Annotated in this window: 17 protein-coding genes; 8 read left to right on the plus strand and 9 right to left on the minus strand. The window is 72.6% G+C overall.

From position 1 onward, the window contains the following. Nucleotides 1-69: 69 nt before the first annotated feature. Entirely contained in the window at nt 70-885 is an 816-nt protein-coding gene (locus E1212_RS04135) for an ABC transporter ATP-binding protein (protein ID WP_131979521.1), read from the minus strand. Next, nucleotides 882-1,886: an ABC transporter ATP-binding protein gene (locus E1212_RS04140; protein ID WP_131979524.1), complete on the minus strand. Its 1,005-nt coding sequence runs from the start codon at nt 1,884-1,886 to the stop codon at nt 882-884. The genes E1212_RS04135 and E1212_RS04140 overlap by 4 nt, the downstream gene beginning before the upstream one ends. Before the next feature lie 177 nt (nt 1,887-2,063). On the opposite strand from E1212_RS04140, the gene E1212_RS29250 reads away from it, so the two are divergent. Then, entirely contained in the window at nt 2,064-2,426 is a 363-nt protein-coding gene (locus E1212_RS29250; protein WP_162605307.1) for a helix-turn-helix transcriptional regulator, read from the plus strand. Here the strand turns inward: E1212_RS29250 and E1212_RS04150 are convergent. Then, entirely contained in the window at nt 2,421-2,720 is a 300-nt protein-coding gene (locus E1212_RS04150) for a helix-turn-helix domain-containing protein (protein WP_131979530.1), read from the minus strand. The two genes, E1212_RS29250 and E1212_RS04150, sit on opposite strands and share 6 nt — an antisense overlap. A gap of 79 nt (nt 2,721-2,799) precedes the next feature. Continuing rightward, a complete protein-coding gene (locus tag E1212_RS04155; RefSeq protein ID WP_203416355.1) occupies nt 2,800-3,831 on the minus strand; it encodes a nucleotidyltransferase family protein in 1,032 nt (343 codons plus the stop codon). A 283-nt stretch (nt 3,832-4,114) separates the two neighbouring features. On the opposite strand from E1212_RS04155, the gene E1212_RS29885 reads away from it, so the two are divergent. Next, nucleotides 4,115-5,611, plus strand: a complete 1,497-nt coding sequence (locus tag E1212_RS29885) for a helix-turn-helix domain-containing protein (protein WP_203416359.1) — start codon at nt 4,115-4,117, stop codon at nt 5,609-5,611. A 20-nt stretch (nt 5,612-5,631) separates the two neighbouring features. On the opposite strand, the gene E1212_RS04165 is transcribed toward E1212_RS29885, so the two are convergent. Together E1212_RS04165 and E1212_RS04170 are read right to left on the minus strand one after the other, a co-directional pair. Next, on the minus strand, nt 5,632-6,237 hold the full coding sequence (locus E1212_RS04165; protein ID WP_162605308.1) for a cupin domain-containing protein: 606 nt from the start codon (nt 6,235-6,237) through the stop codon (nt 5,632-5,634). Between the two features lie 61 nt (nt 6,238-6,298). Continuing rightward, nucleotides 6,299-7,279: an AraC family transcriptional regulator gene (locus tag E1212_RS04170; RefSeq protein WP_131979539.1), complete on the minus strand. Its 981-nt coding sequence runs from the start codon at nt 7,277-7,279 to the stop codon at nt 6,299-6,301. A 304-nt stretch (nt 7,280-7,583) separates the two neighbouring features. Between E1212_RS04170 and E1212_RS04175 the strand changes: the two genes are divergently transcribed. Next, complete coding sequence (locus tag E1212_RS04175; RefSeq protein ID WP_131979641.1) at nt 7,584-9,014, plus strand: tryptophanase; 1,431 nt, start codon at nt 7,584-7,586, stop codon at nt 9,012-9,014. A gap of 378 nt (nt 9,015-9,392) precedes the next feature. After that, nucleotides 9,393-11,051, plus strand: a complete 1,659-nt coding sequence (tsrT, locus tag E1212_RS04185) for a tryptophan 2-C-methyltransferase (protein ID WP_131979543.1) — start codon at nt 9,393-9,395, stop codon at nt 11,049-11,051. Nucleotides 11,052-11,107: 56 nt separating this feature from the next. Here tsrT and E1212_RS04190 read toward each other — a convergent pair whose 3' ends face one another. The 3 genes from E1212_RS04190 to E1212_RS04200 form a co-directional block, all read right to left on the minus strand. Further along, on the minus strand, nt 11,108-11,311 hold the full coding sequence (locus E1212_RS04190; RefSeq protein WP_131979546.1) for a cold-shock protein: 204 nt from the start codon (nt 11,309-11,311) through the stop codon (nt 11,108-11,110). Between the two features lie 227 nt (nt 11,312-11,538). Continuing rightward, nucleotides 11,539-12,486, minus strand: a complete 948-nt coding sequence (locus E1212_RS04195; protein ID WP_131979549.1) for a DNA polymerase domain-containing protein — start codon at nt 12,484-12,486, stop codon at nt 11,539-11,541. Between the two features lie 111 nt (nt 12,487-12,597). Further along, nucleotides 12,598-13,524, minus strand: coding sequence for an aldose 1-epimerase family protein (locus tag E1212_RS04200; protein ID WP_203416363.1), 927 nt, complete (start codon nt 13,522-13,524; stop codon nt 12,598-12,600). A gap of 379 nt (nt 13,525-13,903) precedes the next feature. On the opposite strand from E1212_RS04200, the gene E1212_RS04205 reads away from it, so the two are divergent. From E1212_RS04205 to E1212_RS04220, 4 genes are read left to right on the plus strand one after another with little or no spacing between them, the layout of a single operon-like run. Next, on the plus strand, nt 13,904-15,025 hold the full coding sequence (locus E1212_RS04205; protein ID WP_131979555.1) for a Gfo/Idh/MocA family protein: 1,122 nt from the start codon (nt 13,904-13,906) through the stop codon (nt 15,023-15,025). Nucleotides 15,026-15,034: 9 nt separating this feature from the next. Then, nucleotides 15,035-17,083 (plus strand): M3 family metallopeptidase, encoded by a 2,049-nt coding sequence (locus tag E1212_RS04210; protein ID WP_131979558.1) that lies wholly within the window; start codon nt 15,035-15,037, stop codon nt 17,081-17,083. A 48-nt stretch (nt 17,084-17,131) separates the two neighbouring features. Further along, the gene (locus E1212_RS04215; RefSeq protein ID WP_131979561.1) at nt 17,132-17,956 is read left to right on the plus strand and encodes a serine hydrolase domain-containing protein; all 825 of its coding nucleotides are present in this window, start codon (nt 17,132-17,134) and stop codon (nt 17,954-17,956) included. A gap of 36 nt (nt 17,957-17,992) precedes the next feature. Next, nucleotides 17,993-21,271, plus strand: coding sequence for an AfsR/SARP family transcriptional regulator (locus E1212_RS04220; RefSeq protein WP_131979564.1), 3,279 nt, complete (start codon nt 17,993-17,995; stop codon nt 21,269-21,271). The last annotated feature ends 19 nt before the right edge of the window (nt 21,272-21,290 follow it).

The following is a 21,290-nucleotide window of genomic DNA, read 5'->3' on the forward strand; positions in this document are numbered from 1 at the left end:
CTGGGCTGGGATCGTCATACCCAGGGTCGTGAGCACGGTGGGGGTCAGCCAGGGGACGAGTTCACGCCGTCACCGCTTGAGGCTGGGAACAGAGGCGAGCAGCGTGCGGGTGTACTCGTGCTGCGGATCGTCGTGGATGCGCGCAGTCGAGCCGAGCTCGACGATCTCGCCGTTGTACATGACGGCGGTGCGGTCGGTCAGGTAGCGGATCACGCGGATGTCGTGCGACACGACGAGCAGCGCCAGCCGACGGCTGGCCCGCACCTGCTGGATGAGATTGAGGATCTGCGCCTGCACGGACACGTCGAGAGCGGAGGTGGGCTCGTCGGCGACGATGATGCCGGGCTCGACGGCGAGCGCTCGGGCCAGAGCCACGCGCTGCAGCTGGCCGCCGGAGAGGGCGCGGACCGGCCGGCTGACCAGCTGCGCGGGCAGCCCGACACTCTCGAGGAGGGCGGCGACCCGATCGGTGCGCTCGGCCCGGGTGCCGATGCGCTGCACCGTGAGCGGGTCGCGGACGACGGCGCCAACCGTCAGCCGCGGGTTGAGCGAGCTGCGCGGATCCTGGAAGACCAGCGAGGCGTCGCGGCCCAGCATGCGATAGCGCGGGATGCTCTTCATCGCGTAGAGGTCCTGGCCGCGGAAGGTCACCTGGCCGTGCACCGGGCGAATCAGGCCGAGCAGCGTGCGGGCAAGGGTGGTCTTGCCGGAACCCGACTCTCCGATGAGGCCGACGGCCTCGCCCTCGGCGATGCTCAGGGACACATGGTTCAGGGCCCGGTTCACCTGGCCGCGCGAGTGGTAGTCGACGACGAGGTCGCGGGCCTCGAAGATGGGCGCGTCGGCCTGCTCGTCGAGGCCGTGGGTGAGGTCGACGGCGGTCATCGCGGCCCGCCGTCCGTAGAGGTGAGCGGATGATGACACGCCAGCCGCCGGGGGCCGTCGGTCAGGACGGGCCGTGCAGCGCAGTCGTCCTGGGCGTGGGAGCAGCGGTCGCGGAACCGACAGCCGCTGGGAAACTCCGTCGGCGGGTGCACGAAGCCGGGGATGGTCGCCAGCGTGCCATGGCCCTCGTCGAGGCTGCTGCTCGCCGCGAGCAGGCCGGCGGTGTACGGGTGCCGCGGGTTCGTCAGGATCTCGGCCGTCGGCCCGGTCTCGACGAGCTGGCCGCCGTACATCACCGCGACCTGGTGGCAGAGCTGCGAGACGATCGCGAGGTCGTGGCTGATGAACAGCAGCGCGAAGTCGAGTTCCGCCTGGAGCCGCTGGAGCAGCTCGATGATCTTGGCCTCGACGGTGACGTCCAGCGCCGTCGTCGGCTCGTCAGCGATGAGCAGGTCGGGCTCGCGCGCCAGCGCCAGGGCGATCAGGACCCGCTGCCGCTGGCCACCCGAGAGCTGGTACGGCTTCGCCTTGAGGATGCGCGCGTCGGGCAGCCCGACGGCGTCGAGGAGGTCCGACGGCGTGTATGGGGACCCGAGACGGAACACCTGGCGCAGCTGGGCGCCGATGCTCATGCCCGGGTTGAGGCTGGTGAGCGCGTCCTGGTAGACGATGCCGATGCCGGCCCCCCGGACCGCCCGGCGCTCGCGTCCGCGCAGCCGGTAGAGGTCGCGGCCACGGAAGTGGATCTGCCCGCCCACTTCGGCGGTCGGCGGCAGCATGTTGGCAGCCGCCAGACCCAGCAGCGACTTGCCGCAGCCGGACTCCCCTACGATGGCCAGCGACTCGCCCGGCCCGATGCTCAGGCCGACACCGTCGAGCACCGCCACGTCGCCATAGCGCTTCGGGAACCGCACGGTCAGGTCGGAGATGGCCAGTGTGCTGGTCGACGCTCCGCCGCCGTCGTCGACGCGATGCGGCTGAATCCTCGTGCTCACCGTCATGCTGAATCCAGTCTGAACGTCGGCATACGAGAATCTGAAATATCAGTTTCAAACAAGCGTAGAGTCCTCCTCCCCCGACGGCAAGCGCGCCCATCAGCGACGACCACACCCACTCGATTGGGCAAAGCCCAATACAGGTGGCTGACCTTCGAGGCCCCGCCATCCAGGCTCGTGCACGTGCCGCAACGCGAGACTCCCGACGACTGGCCGGCGCTGGCCAGGCAGCTCGGCCAGCGCGTGCGGCAGTTGCGAGAAGAGCGGAAGCGGCAGACCGAGGATCGGCGGTTCACCCAGGAAGGCCTGGCGCACGAGGCGGGTGTCAGCCGTAACCACGTCCAGAACATCGAGAACGCCCGCAACAACTCCCGAGGCGAGGACGGACGTCCTGGCGTAGGCAATCCCGGCGTGGCCACGCTGCTCGCGATCTCGCGGGCCCTCGAGGTCGAGTTCCTCGATCTACTTCCGGACGGGCTGCTGCCCGAGGCGGTGCGACACCGGCCATGGGCCGAGACAACGGACGATTCGCCGAGAACACTATGAGTAGCGGCACGATTCGTCAACCGCACCCGGGTCATCGTCGCGCAGGCCTGCGATCCCTACTGGCAGGAGGTCGACCACGGTGACGCCCAGAGCACGAGCGATCCTCAGCAGGACGTCCAGGCCGGGGCACGCGCGCGCGTGCTCGACCTTCTGCAGGTAGCCGCGGCTGATGCCGGCCAAGTGGGCAAGCTGCTCCTGGGTCAGGCCCCGCGACAGCCGCAGAGAGCTCACTCGAACGCCGAGCGCCCGGGCCACCTGCGGCCAGTCGTCCGATCGTTCCAGTGGCGCCGTCATCCCCACGAGGCTGAGCGAGGCGGCGGCACTGGTCAGCCCACAGCAGTGGGCTTCGCACAATCATGTGTGCGCGACGCGGTCAGGCCTGGCCGCGCGCCTGGGCGAGCTCGGCGGGACGCCCGATGTCCTGCCAGGAATCGCGCAGCGGCCAGACGCCGACGCCCTCGCCGCGGGCGAGGCAGTCCTCGAACAGCCGGGTGACCGGGTACGGCTCGTCGCGGGGGACGCGGGCGAGCAGAGCCGGCGAGAGGACGTAGATGCCGGCGTTGACCGACCATGAATGCCGCGGCTTCTCCACGATCCGGCGCAGCCGGCCGTCGTCGGATTCGAGGACACCGAAGGGGACCTGGTGCTCGTACTCGGTGGCGGCGAGGGTGGCGACGCCACCATGAGCCTCGTGCGCCGCAAGCAGGTCGGCGACGGAGAAGCCGGTGACGAGGTCGCCGTTCATCAGCAGGACCGGGGCCGCCGGACGTTCCCCGATCTCGTCCAGCAGCCCCAGCGCCCCGCCCGTCCCCAACGGCCGGTCCGCTCGTTCGCGCAGGTAGTCGATGGTGCAGCCGTACGCCGACCCGTCGCCGAAGTATTCCTCGACGATGTCGCCGAGGTAGTTCACCGAGAGGAAGACCCGGCGGATTCCGGCGCCGACGAGATGGAGCACGATCCGCTCGAGGATCGGGCGGCCGGCGACGGGGAGCATCGGCTTGGGGACGGAGTCGGTCAGGGGGGCGAGTCGGGTGCCGCGTCCGCCGGCCATGACGACCGCCCAGTTCGTCAGCGGCTCGGCGCCGACCACGTCGGTCTCGACGTGTACGCCCACTACGCGGCCGTCGCCGTCGACGATGGGGACCTCGCCGACGCCGAGGGCACGCATGACGTCGAGCACCTCGGCCCGGCCCTCTCCGGGCCGGGCGGTCGCCGACGGCGAGCCGACGAGGTTCGCGACGGGGTCGTCGGGCTGGGCGCCGGTGACCAGCGCCCGCCGGATCTCGCGCTCCCGCACGGCACCGGACAGCCGCCCGGTGTCGTCCACGACGAAAACCGTCCCCACGTCGTGGGTGTCGATGATGGTGAGGCATTCGCGGATCGACGCGCCGTGTTCGGCGAGCATGTCGTCTAGTCGCACCGTTTGTCGGCTCATGTCGCACACTCCTGGTCGCACTGCTGAGGTCAGCGTGATAGCGATACCGCCGAACCGGGCAGGGGACGACTTTCCTGCCCGCTCACATCTCTGACCAGGTGAAACACCGGCCTCGATACGCGAACCGGGCTCATTCGCATTCTGGACATCGTTCGTCGCGAAGTGCACCGGCGAGGCGGCGACAATCGCCGTAGCCTCCGATCAGAAGCCCATGCAACCCCGGAGCCGGGCTTTCGAAAGAGGTGTGCGCGATATGAACCCCGAATTTCACGGTGCCGCGGAGCCGCCAATCGGCCAGTTGATCCGGTCGGCCCGGCTGCGCCTGCACATGAGCCAGTACACGCTCGCCGACAGACTGGCCGCGGTCTCCGGCAAGCCCACCATGGGCCGCGATCGCGTCGCCCGCTGGGAGCGCGGCCGGCAGGTTCCCCGGCATGAGTGGCGGCAGTGGCTCGCCGTGGTCCTCGAGGTCCCGGTCCAACGGCTGGACGCGGGTGCGGCGACGGCGCGGCGGCAGAACCGGCTCGGGCAGGCGGCCGCGGTCGCCCCGCTGCCGGAGTCGGGAACGCCTCGCCGGCCCCAGGGCACGCCGGCGCTGCTGCCCGTGTTCAGGTCGCGGGTGCAGGCGGGCATCCTCGCGGCCACGCTGCTCAACCCCGACCGCGCGTTCAGCCTCACCGAACTGGCCGAGCACGCCGGCGGCTCGCTCGCGTCGGTGTCGAAGGAGGCCAAGCTCCTGGAGGATGCGGGCATCCTGACCAGACGCAACGACGGCGCCATCCGGCTCATGCGGGCAGCCACGGACCGCCCCACCCTTGCCCCGCTCACCGAGCTGATCCGGGGCACCTACGGGGTGCCGCAGATCGTCGGCGAGGAGTTCGGCCGCGTCGCGGGCGTCGCCCGGATCGCCCTCACCGGCACCTGGGCGGAGCGGTTCACCGGCGTCGTAGGCCCGGAGCCGGACGTCATCCAGGTGCGGCTCACGCCCGACCACGACCACACGCCCCGCCGGCCGGAGCTGCTGGCCGCGGCGCGCCGGGCCGAGCGCCGGCTGCACCGCCGCGTCGCGTTCGCCGTGGTGGGCCGTCCTGACGGCACCCGCCGCCCGGGCGGAACGACCAGCACGGGCGGACCGGCCAACGGCGTCGTGGCCGCCCGCGGCCTCCGCCCCACGACCCTGGTGACCGTACGGACCCGCCCGCACGAGCCGATCCGCATCCCCCGCCAGCACGGCGCGGAACCCGTCGTTCACATAGCGCCGCCGGCCAGATCCGACACGGTGCCTGTCTCGGCGGGCGGCTGGACGGGCGGTGCGAGCCTGGTGGCCGAACTGCTGGCCGGCAGCCGGCTCGAGCTGTTCAGCGGCCCGGCGGCCGACGGCCGGCCCTACTTCGACCAGGCCGCACACCACCTCGCCGCCGCCGAGGACGTCATGGCCGCCTCCCCCGGGTCGGCGTTCGTGCTGGTCTGCCAGGCCGCGGAGCTCGTGGGCTGCGGGTTGCTGGCCGCGCAGGGCCTCCGTCCCGCCGCGGGCGCCGACGGCGACGTCGTCAGCCGCGCCGTCATCGCGCAGTTCGGCGACCGCTTCGGCCACCTCGAGCTGCTCCACCGCCGGCTGCTGAGCCTCGCCCACCCGGTCGGGCGCGACAACCGCGTCGCCGCGCACGACGTCGAGGCCGCGCTGCCCGCGATCCGGTCGCTCGTGCAGGAGGCGCGGACGCTCGCGCCGCAGCTCGACCTCTTCGGCTGAGACGGGCCCGCCCGGCGGGCTCAGCCGAGCTCGCGTGAGTACGTGTTGGGCTGTGCCCGCAGCAGCCCCGTCAGCAGCGTGTCCTCCAGCCGCCGCACCGTCACCGGGTTGCCGACCACCCCGAACACGTGGTTGAGCCGCTGCGTCAGCGGACGGACGATGCCGACGTTGAGGTCGTGTCCGCGCCCCTCGGACAGGTTCATGGCCGGCTCGAACCGCAGCTCGCGCTCCGGCGGACGGCCCAGCAGCCCCTCCAGGTGCTCGCGATAGTCCACCGACCTCACCTGGAAGGACAGGACACCGCAGTCGGCCGACCACCAGGTGCTGACATCGGCCCCCGGTGAGAGCACCACGCCGGCACCCGGTTGCGCGGTCACCTCATCCTCGCCGATCCGTACCGTGTACGTGCCGAAGAGCACGACCTGCAGCACGTAGAAGTCCAGCTCGCCGGGGTGCGTCCGCGTCTCGGCGCCGAACGCCAGGTACCCGGCCGAGATGCGCTCCAGCCGGCGACAGTTGAGGTAGGCGTCGAGGCCGTCGCCGGGGCGCACCGGCTCGATCGGGTGACGGTGGACGAAGCGGTAGATCACCTCGCGGGTGTGGTCGACGTCAGAGGACCGCAGCACGGGAAAACGATCGAGCGGCGCCATGATCATGTCCGTGTCGGGGTCATGGCGCCGCGCCCGTTCACCGGGCCAGGGTCTCCGACGGCAACTCGCCGTACCGCGCGTTGTAGGCCCGCGCGAACCGCCCCGGATGGCCGAGCCCCCATCGGGCCACGACGGCGTTGACGGTGGTGGTGTCGCGCTGGGCGGCGAGCAGCTCTTCGTGGGCGCGCTGCATGCGCACCTGGGTGAGATAGGCCCGCGGCGTCGTGCCCAGGTGCAGCCGGAAGCCCAGCTGCAGCGAGCGGACACTGACCTGCGCCTCTCTGGCCAGGCTCGTCACGGTGTGCCGCCACTCCGGGTGGCTTTCGATCAGCTCGCGGACAATGGTGACGGCCCGGTGCGGCACCGGCGTCCGCGTGGTGTCGTCGAGCAGCGCGGTGTAGTTGTGCGGCTGCGACAGCAGCAGCCCCGTCATGAGCCAGTCCTCGTACTCCGAGGCCACGACCTGCTTGTTGAGCATGCTGTGATCAGGCCGGTCCAGCTCCTCGACCAGCAGCCGGAACACCGAGAGCCAGCTGCGTCCGGGGCCGGCGCTGACGTCCATGCCGAGCTCGAACCGGACCGGTGCGGGCAGCGGCGCCCCGATCATGTCGCGCAGATGTGCCTCGAGCGCCGATCGCTCCAGGCGCAGGATCAGCTGCGAGCAGTCGGCCGACCAGCGCTGGGTCAGCGGGATGGTGGGCGAGATGACCGAGGCGGTGTCCGGCGTGGACAGCAGCTCCTCGTTGCCGTAGAGGATCAGGCTGTGCCCCGTGAGCGGCACCTGAACGACGAAGAACGACCCCAGCTCGCCGGGCTCGATGACGACGTCGCCTCCGTAGGTGATGTAGTTGGCCGAGATGCGGTCGATGCGCCGGGTGTTCATCCGGGCGTCGATCTCGGTCGAGCGGCCGAGCAGATCGAGGCGGTGCGGCGTGAAGATGCGGCCCACCACCTCACGCGCGTGGTCCAGTTCATGTGACTGGAACACGGGATATCGATCGAGCGGCATGGTCGTCATGACGGTTCTCCCCTGCGGACGCTCCCCCTTGGTTCGGAGCGATGAGCAACCCTCACTCCCGCGCTTCTGGAGAGAGCATTCCACGGCACCGCACCGTTGCCTAGCACGTCAGTCGACAACAAGATCAACAGTGACGGTAGTACGCCCGGCACGCCCCGTCACCCTGACGAGTGTCACAAAACCGGCCTCGACGTCACAGTCTCGCCCCGACCCGAAAACTGGCCCCTGCCTGCGGCGGCGTGGCTCGCACAGACTTGATGACATCGAGTCGCACATCGGGAAGGGACTATCTGTGCCCGACTTCATGGAGCCGTTCCGTATCAAGGCCGTCGAGCCGATCCCGTTCCCGGATCCGGACCAGCGCCGCCGCGCGCTGACCGATGCCGGGTTCAACCTGTTCCGGGTGCCGGCGCGGGCCATCACCATCGACCTGCTGACCGACTCCGGGACCAGCGCCATGTCGTCGGCTCAGTGGGCGGCCCTGCTCGACGGGGACGAGTCGTATGCGGGCGCGCGGTCGTACGAGCGGTTCGAGGCGGTGGTGCGCGACCTCACCGGCTACGACGAGGTGATCCCGGTCCACCAGGGCCGGGCGGCCGAGCGGATCCTGCTCGGCCGGCTGCTGCGCCCCGGCGACGTCAGCGTGGCGAACACCCACTTCGACACGACGCGGGCGAGCGTCGAGGCGGCCGGGGCCGTCGCCGTCGACCTGCCGTCGGAAGCGCCCGCGCCGGCGGCGTTCGGCGGCGACATCTCGCTTCCCGCCCTGCGCGGCCTGCTCGAGGGGCCCGACGGCGTCAGCGTGCGGTGTGTGGTCCTCACCATCACGAACAACGCCGGCGGCGGCCAGCCGGTGTCGCTGGACAACGTGGCCGCCGCGCGCGAGCTGTGCACCGCGCACGGCGTGCCGCTCCTGCTGGACGCCTCGCGGTTCGCCGAGAACGCCTACCTCATCACCGAGCGCGACCCCGCCCACGCCGGCCGGCCGCCGCGGGAGGTCGCGCGCGAGGTGTTCGGGCTGGCCGACGGGTGCTGGGCCAGCCTGAAGAAGGACGGCGTCGCCAACATCGGCGGCCTCATCGCGCTGCGCGACACCGAGCTGGCCCGCCGCTGCCGCGACCACCTGATCGCCGTCGAGGGGTTCCCGACGTACGGCGGGCTGGCCGGGCGCGATCTCGAGGCGCTGGCGCAGGGCCTGCGCGAGGTGACCGAGCCGGCGTACCTGCGCTACCGCGCGCAGACCGCGCGCTGGTTCGGCGACCGGCTGGCCGAGGCCGGGCTGCCGGTGCTGCAGCCCACCGGCTGCCACGCCGTCTACGTCGACGCCGCTCGGCTGCTGCCGCACGTGCCGCCGCACCGGTTCCCGGCGACGGCGCTGGCCAACGAGCTGTACCTGGCCGGCGCGGTGCGGGTGACCGAGCTGGGGACCCTGGTGTTCGGGCGACCCGACCCGGCCGGCGGCGACGATCTGCCCGCGCCGCGCGAACTGGTCCGATTCTGCCTCCCCCGCCGGGTCTACACGAAGAGCCACCTCGAGTACGTCGCCGAGACCGCGGCGACGGTGGTGGCGAAGGCGGCGGAGATCCCGGGCTACCGCGTGGTGGAGCAGACCGGGTCGCTGCGCCACTTCACGGCCGTGCTCGCCCCGATCGCGGAGCCCGCGCCGCCCGGGCCCGCCGAGCCTGGCGAGCCGCCGCCTCGAGCTCCGACGAGCGCACCTCGAGCACCTCGCTGATCCACTGCCGCCAGTACGGGCCTGGGATCCGCTTGCCGCGCTCCCACCGGGCGACCTCGTCGCGGGTGAGCGAGCCGTTGCCCGAGACCCGTGCCAGCTCGTCGGCGATGCCGTACTGGCTGTAGCCCAGCCGGCTGCGAGCGCGCCGGATGACGGCCCCGACGTGAGCGTCGGTCGCCGCCGATCCGTTCCGGGGGACGATCGTCTGCACCCTTCGAGGGTGATCAACAGGCCACCCCGGTTCCAGGACAGAACACGAAGACTCCTGTCCGTTTCACGAATCGCCGCAGGCCAGCGAGCCGCCGGAAAACGGCCCCCTCCCCAAGGCCCCAGGCGGCTGCGAGGCTTGATGATCGACTCCATCCCCGGGGAGGCTCGGTGAGCAGACCGCTCGTGACTCTGGTGAACCCCAACCTGGTGCACCCGCCCATCACGCCGTACGCACTGGACATCCTCACCACGTCGCTCGAGGCGGCCGGGTTCGAGGTCGAGGTGCTCGACCTGACGCTGGTGCGCGACCGGTGGCGCTCGGAGGTGGCGGGATTCTTCGGCGAGCGCCGCCCGCTGCTGGTCGGGGTGACGTTCCGCAACACCGACACGATCTACCCGCAGGAGCAGCGCGTCTTCCTCGACTCCCACCGCGACATCGTGCGCGAGATCCAGCGCTGGACGACGGCGCCGATCGTGGGCGGCGGGGTGGGGTTCTCGTCGATGCCGTTCGCCCTGGTCGACTGGTTCGGCATCGACTACGGCGTGAAGGGCCCGGGCGAGACGACGGTGGTGGAGCTCGCGACCATGCTGGCCACGAGCGACTCGCCGGCCAAGGTCCCCGGGCTGATCATCAACCTGGGCAAGGGCGACGTCCGGCAGATCCCGCACCGCACGCCGCTGGTCGCCGACGGCCGGGTCGAGCTGGTGAACCGGGCGACGGCGTACACGCGACGCTCCGGGACGCGGCACAAGGTCGACAACCTCGCCTACTACCGCCGCGGCGGGCTGGGCAACATCCTGACGAAGAACGGCTGCACGTTCACCTGCGCCCACTGCGTCGAGCCCGATGCCAAGGGCAACCGGTTCGCCCGGCGCGCCGAGTCCGCCGTCGTCGACGAGATGGAGCTGCTGACGTCGCAGGGCGTGCACGACCTGCACACCACGGACAGCGAGTTCAACCTCAACATCGCCCACAGCAAGGCGGTGCTGCGCGAGATTGTCCGGCGCAAGCGGGCCGACCACACCTCGCCGCTGCACGACCTGCGGCTCTGGATCTACGTGCAGCCGGCGCCGTTCGACGAGGAGTACGCCGCCCTGCTGGCCGAGGCCGGCTGCGCGGGCATCAACGTGGCACCGGACCACGTTCGTGACGACGTGCTCGACGGCTGGAAGGTGACCGGCCGCGGCACCCGCTTCTACACGCACGCCGACACGGAGAAGCTCTGTGACCTGGCAAGACAGTACGGCATGCTGACGATGGTCGAGGCGCTGCTCGGCATGCCCGGCGAGACGGCGCAGACGATGAAGGACTGCGTCGACGGGCTGCTGGCGCTGGACGCCACCGTGGTCGGGTTCACGCTGGGCCTCAGGGCGTTCCCGTACTCGCCGCTCGGCCAGGACCTGGCCGCCCGCAGCGGCGGCACCCGGGTGGTCCCCGGCGTGCAGTCGAACACCGCGACGGCGCCGATCCTGCTGTCGACCCTGGAGCAATGCCACAGCCGGGTCGAGTACGAGCGGCAGTTCATGTTCGACCCGATGGGCGGCTTCCGGCCGGTGTACTACTTCTCACCGGCCCTGCCCGACGGCGCCCTCAACACCCACCCGGGCGATCGCTGGCTGACCAGCCTGGAGCTGCTGTGGGAGTGGGTGCCCGAGCACGACCGGCCCCGGGTGATGCTGCCGACGGCACCCGGCCTGACGCCGGAGGACAACAACTACGCGGACAACCCGTTCCTGCTCAAGCTCACGGAACTGGGATACAAGGGCGCGTTCTGGTCGCACTGGCCGGTGCGTGAGCAGATCATGGGCGACACCGTCCCGGCCTAGAGACGACGATGGCCCCGCCGGCTGACCGGCGGGGCCATGTGTGACCGGACGTCGGCTCAGATGGGGCGGACGTTCTCGGCCTGCGGGCCCTTCTGGCCCTGCGTGATGTCGAACTCGACGCGCGCGTTGTCCTCGAGCGTGCGGAAGCCGTTGGCGTTGATGGCGGAGTAGTGGACGAAGACGTCCGCGCCGCCACCGTCCTGCTCGATGAAGCCGAAGCCCTTCTCGCCGTTGAACCACTTCACGGTGCCTTGTGCCATGGTGTTGCTCCTTCTGTGGGGTTACGAGTACGGATGCGGATCGGCCAGATGGCCTGATCCGGGTTGCCGCGGTGGTCGTCCCCCCACTGCCGGACACCGATGCTCGTGGGCACGTAGCAAGAACGCCCGCAGGAGTGTGACAATCCGCGGGCGTTCGACAACGTGCCAGGAACTGCTCATGCAACCGCAGGAAAGCTTAGCACGGGCCGGCCCGAACACCCGGATCGTCACTCGCGGCGCTCGCGGGCGCGCCGCTTGCCCTCGTGCATCGCGGCGACCCGGGCGACGGGGATCGTGTGCCCCTCCTCGACCAGATCGGCGGGCAGCCGCTGGGGTGCCGGCATGGCTGCCGCCCACGGGTCGTCGTCGCCGAGGAGGGCGAGGGCGGTGTGGACGGTGAAGTCGCCCGGAGTCACCGTGTCGAGCCGATCCCAGCTCACCGGGAACGAGACCGGCAGCCCGGGCCGCAGCCGCGGACTGTACGCGGCGACGACGGTGGCACCGCCGGCCCGGGTGGAGTCGAGGAACACCTTCCCGCCGCGGTCGTCCTTGATGTACGCGGTGGTGGCCAGCGACGGGTCCAGCCGCTCGGCCCGCGCGGCGACGGCCCGGGTGGCGGCCGCGACGTCCTCGGGCGACTGCGGCTCGAGCGGCACGAAGATGTGCACGCCCTTGGATCCGCTGGTCTTCACCGCGCCGGTCAGCCCGTCGTTCTCGAGCGCCTGCCGGACCAGCTGCGCGGCGGCCGCGGCGGCCGCGAAGGTCTCGCCCTCGGGCGGGTCGATGTCCATGATCAGGTGCGTCGGCACGTCCCAGGCGTCGGCCTTGACCAGAGTCGGGTGGTACTCGACGGCACGCTGGTTGGCGAACCAGAGCAGCGTGCGGCGATCGTTGCACAGCGCGTACGACACCTCGCGCTTGGACGCCTGCGCCCATGTCTTCACGGTCGGGATCCAGGACGGCGCGTACTTGGGGATGTTCTTCTGCATGAAGCCGGGCTGACCGGGCCGGACGCGGACCACCGACAGCGGCCGGCCCTCGAGTCCGGGCAGGATCCGCTGGTGCACGGCGTCGAGATAGTCGACGAGGTCGCGCTTGGTGGCGTCGTCGCCGTCGGACAGCACCTGGTCGAGGTGGGTCAGCGGGACACCGTCGCGTTCCTCGTCGGCGCTCATCGACATCTCCTCTCAGGTCCGGCCACACCCGACGAACGCCGGACCGACGACTCGTGCGAGCCACCGGCGCCCAGTGGCCGCCGGTGTGCCTGGCCTCCCGTAGGCCTCAACCTATCCCTGAGCGAGCCGCAGACCCCAGGTCAGCGTCCAGGTCTCGTCGGGCAGCAGCCAGCGCAGCGCCTCGCCGGTGCGCAGCGCGTTGGGCGGGGCGGTCATGGGCTCGACGGCGACGGCGTCGGTCTCGCCGCCGGGGCCCGGGAACCGGTCGGTGACCCACATCTGGACGTAACCGAACGCCGGCTCCTGCCAGAGCTCGAGCGTGCGGCCGTCGGGCGCCCGCAGCGACGAGGTGACCACGCCGCCGCTGACGGCGAGGTCGGTGAAGCAGGCGTGGCCGGGGCCGTCGCCCACGTGGACGCCGCCGCGCAGGTCGTCGTCGGTGCCGGTGACGTCGTAGGTGCCGGTGGGGATGAAGCGGTCGTCCATGCGGAACGCCCGCCCGGCCGGGACGGTGAGCGTCAGGTCGCGGACCGGCACGTCGCCGATGCGCAGGTAGGGATGGGTGCCCAGCGCGACCGGGGCAGGGCCGTTCCCGGCGTTGCGCACGCGGTGCCGCACGACGACGCCGTCGGGCGCGAGCTCGTATTCGACGGCGGTGTCGAGCGTGAACGGGTAGCCCGGCTGCGGCGTGACGGGGGCTGCCAGCGTGACCGACGCGGCGGCGCACGAGCCGCGACTGTACCGGGTGCGCATGAGCAGGCCGTGCACCGCGTGCCCGGCCGCGGGCTCGGTGATCTCGAGCTGCTGCTCGACCCCGCTCAGCAGCCAGCGGCCGCCGTCGACGCGGTTGGGCCAGGGTACGAGGACGGCGCCGGCAGCCAGCGGCGGCGGGCCGTCGGCGTCGTGCGGCTCGATCAGCTCCGTGCCGCGGACCGTCAGCGCGCGCAGCGCGGCGGCGTACTCGGACACGACCGCGCGGGTGGTGCCGAGCTCGAGCACGTGGGTGGCGTGCCGGGCCGTGCTGGATGTGGCGTCCACGGGCTCTCCTCGCGCCGGCGATGGTCGGATCGGCGTGGTCACTGTAGCCGGGACGTGCCGGGTAGCCTGCCCGCGACGCCAGCAGTCGCCGAGGAGGAGCCCGTGCCCCTGATCGACGCGCATCAGCACTTCTGGAACCCGAAGGGCCGGAGCGGCTGATGCTGGGCAGCGACTGGCCCATCGCGGAGCTGGCCGGCGGGTTCGACCCGGTCTCGTCCGCACTGATCGAGGTGTCGACGGGTACGGACCGGCGGTCGCGTCGCACCTGCGCGCCGAGACCGCGCGGTGGTTCTACGGGCTCACCCTGCCCGACGGCGGCGACCGATGAGCCGTGCACTTGCGAGGAGAACGTGCGCACCGTCGTGAAGAGAGGACTGCAGTGGGCCAGCAGGTCGTAGGTGTCGGCATCGTCGGAGCCGGGGCGATCTCGGGGCAGTACCTCGACACGCTGCGCAGGCTCAGCACCGTGCGGGTGGTCGCGGTGGCCGACCTCGACCAGGCACGGGCCCAGGCGGCGGTCGCCGGGCTCGACGGGGTCCGCGCGGTCTCCGTCGACGCCCTGCTGGCCGACCCGGAGGTCGACGTCGTGCTCAACCTCACGCCCCCCGCCGGGCACGCGCCCGTCGCGCTGGCGGCGATAGCGGCGGGCAAGGCGGTCTACAACGAGAAGCCGCTCGCCGCGACGGTGGCCGACGGACGGCGGCTGCTGACGGCGGCCGCCGCGGCCGGGGTGCGGGTCGGCGGCGCACCCGACACCGTCCTCGGCACCGGCGTGCAGACCGCGCGGCACGCCGTCGACACCGGCCTCATCGGCACCCCGGCCGCGGCCACGGCCACCTTCCTCTGCCCCGGCCACGAGCGCTGGCACCCCGACCCCGACTTCTACTACGCCACCGGCGGCGGGCCACTGCTCGACATGGGCCCGTACTACGTGACCGCACTGGTCACGCTCCTCGGGCCGGTCGTGTCCGTGCTCGGCGCCGGCAGCACCGCGCGGCCGACGCGGACCATCGGCAGCGGCCCGCGGACCGGCGAGGAGATCACTGTCGAGGTGCTCACCCACGTCACCGGGGTGCTCACGCACGCCTCCGGTGCGCTGTCCACCGTCACGATGAGCTTCGACGCCGTCGCGACCCGAGCCGAACCGATCGAGGTGCACGGCTCGGCCGGATCGCTGATCGTGCCCGACCCGAACCACTTCGACGGCGAGGTGCTGCTGCGCCGCCTCGGCGGCGCCGGCTGGGAGCCGCTGCCGGTCGCGGCCGGATACCGCATCAGCGGGCGCGGCCTCGGAGTCGCGGAACTGATGACGGCACCGTCAGCGGACGCGGCGCGGGCGAACGGGACGCTGGCACTGCACGTCCTCGACATCATGGAATCGGTGCTGCGGTCGGCCGCCGACAGCACCGGCGCGGTCGCCGTCGAGACACCGGCGCAGCGGCCCGCCGCGGTCCCGCCGGCCGACGAGCCGGGCCGCGAGCCGTCGTCGCTGCTCGGGTAGCGTGCGTCTATGCAGACTCCCGGTGCGGAAGCCCAGAACCCGTTCTTCGCCGTCAGCGACCTGCCTTACCAGCTGCCGCCGTTCGAGCGCATCGAGACCGCCCACTACCGGCCGGCGTTCGAGCGCGGCATGACCGACCAGCTGGCCGAGGTCGAGGCCATCGCCACCAACGCAGAGCCTCCGACGTTCGAGAACACCGTCGTGGCGCTGGAGCGGTCCGGGCAGATCCTGCAGCGGGTGTCCGCGGTGTTCTTCAACCAGGCGTCGTCCGACGCCGACGAGGAGATCCAGGAGATCCAGGGCGAGGTGTCGCCGAAGCTGGCCGCGCACTCCGACGCCATCCACCTCGACAAGCGGCTGTTCGCGCGCATCTCGGCGCTGGTCGAGGACGGAGCCGGCGACCTCGACGCCGAGTCGCGGCGGCTGCTCGAGCGCTACCACCTCGACTTCGTCCGGGCCGGCGCCGGCCTGACCGACGAGCAGCAGTCCCGGCTGCGCGCCATCAACGAGGAGCTGTCGGCGCTGCAGACGGCGTTCCAGAACAAGCTGCTCGCCGACACCAACGCCACCGCCGTCGTGGTCGACGACGCCGCCGAGCTCGACGGGCTGGCGGCCGACGCCGTCACCGCCGCCGCCGAGACCGCCCGCGAGCGCGGGCTGGACGGCAAGTACGTCATCACGCTGGGGCTGCCGAGCGGCCAGCCGGTGCTGACGTCACTGACCAACCGGGGGCTGCGCGAGCGCATCCACCGCGCGTCGGTGAGCCGCGGCGCCCATGGCGACCACAACGACACCCTGCAGACGGCCGCGCGCATCGCGACGCTGCGGGCCGAGCGGGCCGCACTGTTCGGCCACCCCGACCACGCCACCTACGTGCTCGAGGACCGCACCGCCAAGACGCCGGCCGCCGTCCACGACATGCTCGGCAAGCTGACCCCGGCCGCCGTCGCCAACGCGCACGCCGAGGCGGCCCGGCTGCAGGAGTCCATCGGCGACGAGTTCGAGCTGCAGGCGTGGGACTGGGCGCACTACTCCGACCGGGTCCGGCGCGCCACGTACTCCATCGACGCGGCCGAGCTGCGGCCGTACTTCGAGCTCGAGCGGGTGCTGCGCGACGGCGTGTTCCACGCGGCCGGCCGGCTCTACGGCCTGTCGTTCACCGAGCGTCCCGACCTGGTGGCGTACCACCCCGACGCCCGCGTCTTCGAGGTGTTCGACGAGGACGGCACCGGGATCGGCCTGTTCATCGGCGATTTCTTCACCCGCGACTCCAAGCGCGGCGGCGCCTGGATGAACTCCTTCGTCGAGCAGTCGGCGCTCATGGGCACCAAGCCAGTCGTCGTCAACAACCTCAACATCGTCAAGCCGCCGGCCGGCGAGCCGGCACTGCTGACGTTCGACGAGGTCAACACCATGTTCCACGAGTTCGGCCACGCGCTGCACGGGCTGTTCTCGTCGGTGACCTACCCGACGTTCTCCGGCACCAGCGTGTACCGCGACTTCGTCGAGTTCCCGTCGCAGGTCAACGAGATGTGGGCGGTCTGGCCCTCGGTCCTCGAGAACTACGCCGTCCACCACTCCACCGGCGAGCCGCTCTCGCAGGACGTCGTGCAGCGGCTGCTCGACTCGCAGATCTGGGGCGAGGGCTTCGCGACGACGGAGTACCTGGCGGCGACGCTGCTCGACCTGGCCTGGCACGAGATCGCGCCCGGGACGGTGGTCGAGGATCCGCTGGCGTTCGAGGCGGCCGCGTTGTCGCAGGCGGGGGTCGCGCTCGAGTCCGTACCGCCGCGGTACCGGACCTCGTACTTCGCGCACATCTTCTCCGGCGGCTACAGCGCGGGCTACTACTCCTACATCTGGAGCGAGGTCCTCGACGCCGACACGGTGGAGTGGTTCAAGGAGAACGGCGGCCTCGAGCGCGCCAACGGCGACCACTTCCGTCGCGAGCTGCTCTCGCGGGGCGGCAGCATCGACTCGATGGAGGCGTTCCGCAACTTCCGCGGCCGCGACCCCCAGATCGAGCCGCTCCTCGTCCGCCGCGGCCTGGCCCGGTAGTCACCCGGGTCGCCCGTCGCCGCTACCGGCGCGCATAGGGTCGTGGGCATGCAGAGCGTGCGGATCATCGAGCAGTGGCCGGTCGGCAACGCCGCGACGGCGGTCGTGCGGGCGGACGCCGGCGGCGCCGTCGTCGCGGGCACCCACGGCGACCAGGACCGGGTGTTCCGGCTGGCGTCGGTGACCAAGCCGATCACCGCCTACGCCGCCCTGCTCGCCGTCGAGGAGGGGGCGGTCGGGCTGGACGAGCCGGCCGGGCCCGAGGGCTCCACCGTCCGCCACCTGCTCGCCCACACTTCCGGGCTGGCGTTCGACGAGCACAAGGCCGCCTGGGCGCCGGGCAAGCGGCGGCTGTACTCGAACTCCGGGTTCGAGCAGCTGGCCGACCACGTCGCGAAGCACTCGGCCATCCCGTTCGCCGACTACGTGCGCGACGGCGTTCTCCGCCCACTCGGCATGACGGCGACGGTGTTCGAAGGGTCGCCGGCATCGGGGGCGCGGTCGACGGCCGCCGACGTGGCGAGGTTCGCGGCCGAGCTCCTCTCCCCCACGCTGCTCGACCCGTCCACCGTCGAGCAGGCGACGACGGTGCAGTTCCCCGGTCTCGTGGGCGTGCTGCCCGGCTTCGGCATGCGCAGCCCCAACGACTGGGGCCTCGGCTTCGAGATCCGCGACGGCAAGTCGCCGCACTGGACCGGCACCACCAACTCGCCGCGCACGTTCGGCCATTTCGGCCAGGCCGGCACGTTCCTCTGGGTCGACCCCGACCTGGGTGCCGCCTGCGTCGCACTCGCCGACCGCGACTTCGGGCCGTGGGCGGCCGAGGCGTGGCCGCCGTTCAGCGACGCCGTCGTCGCCGAGCTGCGCGGCTAGCCGGGAGCGCGAGCGCTCTGGGGGAGAATGCCTCCGGTGCGCATCGGGCTGCTCGGGCCGCTGGAGGTCCTCGACGACGACGACGCGCCGGTCTACATCGCCGGCGCGCGGCTGCGCACGCTGCTGATCGTCCTGGCCCTCGACCCCGGCCGGTTGGTCCCGGCCGGACAGCTGGTCGACGGCATCTGGGGCGACGACCCGCCGGCGGGGGCCGCGAACGCGCTGCAGGCGCTGGTGTCGCGGCTGCGGCGGGCGCTGCCGGGGCTGGCCGTCGAGTCGCACCCGGCCGGGTACCGGCTGGCCCTGCCCCCGGACGCCGTCGACACCGCGCGGTTCGAGCGGCTGGTCGCGGCCGCCCGGTCGGCGTCGGACGACCAGACGACGGCGGACCGGCTCGGCGAGGCGCTGGCGCTGTGGCGCGGCCCGGCGCTGCTCGACGTCGCGGAGTCGGAGTTCTTCCAGGCGCCGCGGACCCGCCTCGAGGAACTGCGGCTCGCTGCGACGGAGGAGCGGGTCGACGCCGCGCTCCGGCTCGGCCGCGGCGCCGCCCTGACCACCGAGCTGACCACGCTGGTCGCCGAGCATCCGCTGCGCGAGCGCCTGGTCGGGCAGCTGATGCGGGCGCTGGTCGCGGCCGGCCGCCCGGCGGAGGCGCTGGCGGCCTACGAGCGGACCCGCGAGGCGCTGGCCGACGAGCTCGGCACCGACCCGTCGGCCGAGCTGTCCGCCCTGCACACCGGCGTCCTCCGCGGCGAGCTGGCGGCCCCTTCCTCGGAGCCCGCTCCTGCCCCTGCACCTCCCGACGAGCGGCGGGCCACCGCCCGGACCAACCTGCGCACCGGGCTGACCAGCTTCATCGGCCGCGACGCCGACGTCGTCCGGGTGCGCGACCTGGTCGGCGAGTACCGGTTGACGACGCTGACCGGGCCGGGCGGGTCGGGCAAGACCCGGCTGGCCGGCGAGGCGTCGCGGACGCTGGTCGACCGGATGCCCGACGGCGTCTGGCTGGTCGAGCTGGCACCGGTCGCGGCCGGTGCGGATCTGCCGGCCGCGGTGCTCGGCGCCCTGGAACTGCGCGACCAGCCGTTCGGCGGCAGCTCCGACGACGACGCCACCGGCCGCCTCGTCGCGGCGCTGCGTACCCGGGCCGCGCTGCTGGTGCTGGACAACTGCGAGCACGTCATCGACGCCGCCGCGGCGCTGGCCGACCGGCTCCTCGGCGACTGCCCCGACCTGCGCGTCCTCGCGACCAGCCGCGAGCCGCTGGGCATCACGGGCGAGGCGGTCTGGCCGGTCGAGCCGCTGGCGCTGCCGCCCGAGGACGACGGCGCCGCCGCGGACCTGCTGGGCGTCGACGCCGTCCGGCTGCTCGTCGACCGGGCGCGCGCCGTCCGCCCCGGCTTCACCCTCACCGAAGCCGACGCCCCCGCCGTCGCCCGCATCTGCCGCGCGCTCGACGGGATGCCGCTGGCGATCGAGCTGGCCGCCGCCCGGCTGCGCACCATGACGGTGGAGCAGCTGGCCGCCCGGCTCGACGACCGGTTCCGGCTGCTCACCGGCGGCAGCCGCACCGCACTCCCCCGCCACCGGACGCTGCGCGCCGTCGTCGACTGGAGCTGGGGACTGCTGCCCGAGCCCGAGCGGGTCGTGCTGCGCCGGCTGGCCGTGGTCGCGCACGGGGCGACGGCGGACGCGGCGGCGCAGGTGTGCGGCGACGGCGCCGACGTGCTCGACCAGCTGATCTCGCTGAGCGACAAGTCGCTGCTCGTGGTCGACGACGACGGCGACGCGCCGCGGTACCGGATGCTCGAGACGATCAAGGCCTACGGCCTGGAGCGGCTGGACGAGGCCGGCGAGCTCGACGCCGTCCGCCGGGCGCACCTGCGCTACGTCACGGAGCTGGCCGAGGCCGCCGAGCCACAGCTGCGCCGGGCCGAGCAGCTGGTCTGGCTGCGCCGGCTGCGCGCCGTGCACGACGACCTCACCGTGGCGCTGCGCGGCGCGGCCGCGGCCGGCGACGCCCGGGGCGCGCTGCGGCTGACGGTGGCGGCCCTCTGGTACTGGTGGCTGTCGGGCCACCGGACCGAGGGCGCGGAGCTGACGACGGCGGCGCTGGCGGTGCCAGGCCCGGCCGACGACGTGACCAGGGCGACGGCGTACGCGGGCCTGGCCATGACGGCGACCGCCGGCCTGGGCGACGAGTGGATCGTGAAGGATTGGATCGCCGAGGCCGAGCGGCTCTCCGGCGGCGACCGGAGCAACCCGCTGCTGGTCATGGTCGGCGGCCTCGCGGACTTCATGTCGCCCACCGAGGGCCGGTTCGGCGCGAACATGCGGTCGCTGCTCGAGAACGACGACCCGTGGGTCCGGGCGCTCGCTCGGCTCAACTACGCCCGTCAGCTCTCGTTCGCCGAACGGCGCGAGCACGTCGAGCTGGCGCTGGCGGAGTTCCGCGAGACCGGCGAGCGGTGGGGCACCTCGTTCGCGCTCACCACGATGGGCGACCTGGAGGCACGGCAGGGCGACCTCGCCGCGGCCCTGCGCCTCTTCGAGGAGGCGATCACCTGCGCCACCGCCGTCGGCACCGTCGAGGACGTCGTCTTCATGCGCGGCCGCGAGGCGCAGCTGCGCTGGCTGCTCGGCGACCACGAGGGCAGTGCGGCCGCGCTGGCCCGTGCCGAGCACGACGCCGCCGGGCTGGCCTGGGCCGACTCCGTGGCGGGCCTCGCGCTGTACCAGAGCGACCTGGCCCGGTGGACCGGCGACCTCGACACGGCCCGGGTGCAGATGGACCGCTGCGAGCGGCTGCTGCAGGACATCTCCGTGCACCCGTTCTTCCTGGCGATGGTCGCCACGTCGCGCGGCCACCTGGCCGCCGCGGCCGGCGACCTGGAGACCGCGGCGACGGAGCGCGCGGCCGCTCTCGAGCTGGGGCAGAACAGCGACGAGGACGTGCTCGGCCGGGTACTGGTGGGGGCCGCGGACCAGGCGTTGCGGGTGGGCCGGCCCGCCGACGCCGTCCGGCTGCTGGCCGCCGTCGAGACGCTGGCCGGCGGGCTGGACCGGTCCGCCCCGGAGGCCCGGAACGCCGACGAGGCCGCCCGCATCGCACTGGGCGACGGGGCGGCCTCGCAGGTGTGGGCCGAGACGGTGCGGGACCTCACCGGCCGCGACGGTGCGGCGGCCCATTCCTGGGCGGTCGAGCTGGCCGGGTCCGTCTTGGCCCCTCGGCGGGCCGGGCAGACCGGCGATGAGAGGGGGCCGGAGGCCTCCTCGACATCGTCGGTGCCGGACGCCGAGCCAGGGCGACCCTAGCTGCGGGCAGGCCCGGCCC

It is taken from the genome of Jiangella ureilytica, assembly GCF_004348545.1.
Taxonomy (GTDB): domain Bacteria; phylum Actinomycetota; class Actinomycetes; order Jiangellales; family Jiangellaceae; genus Jiangella; species Jiangella ureilytica.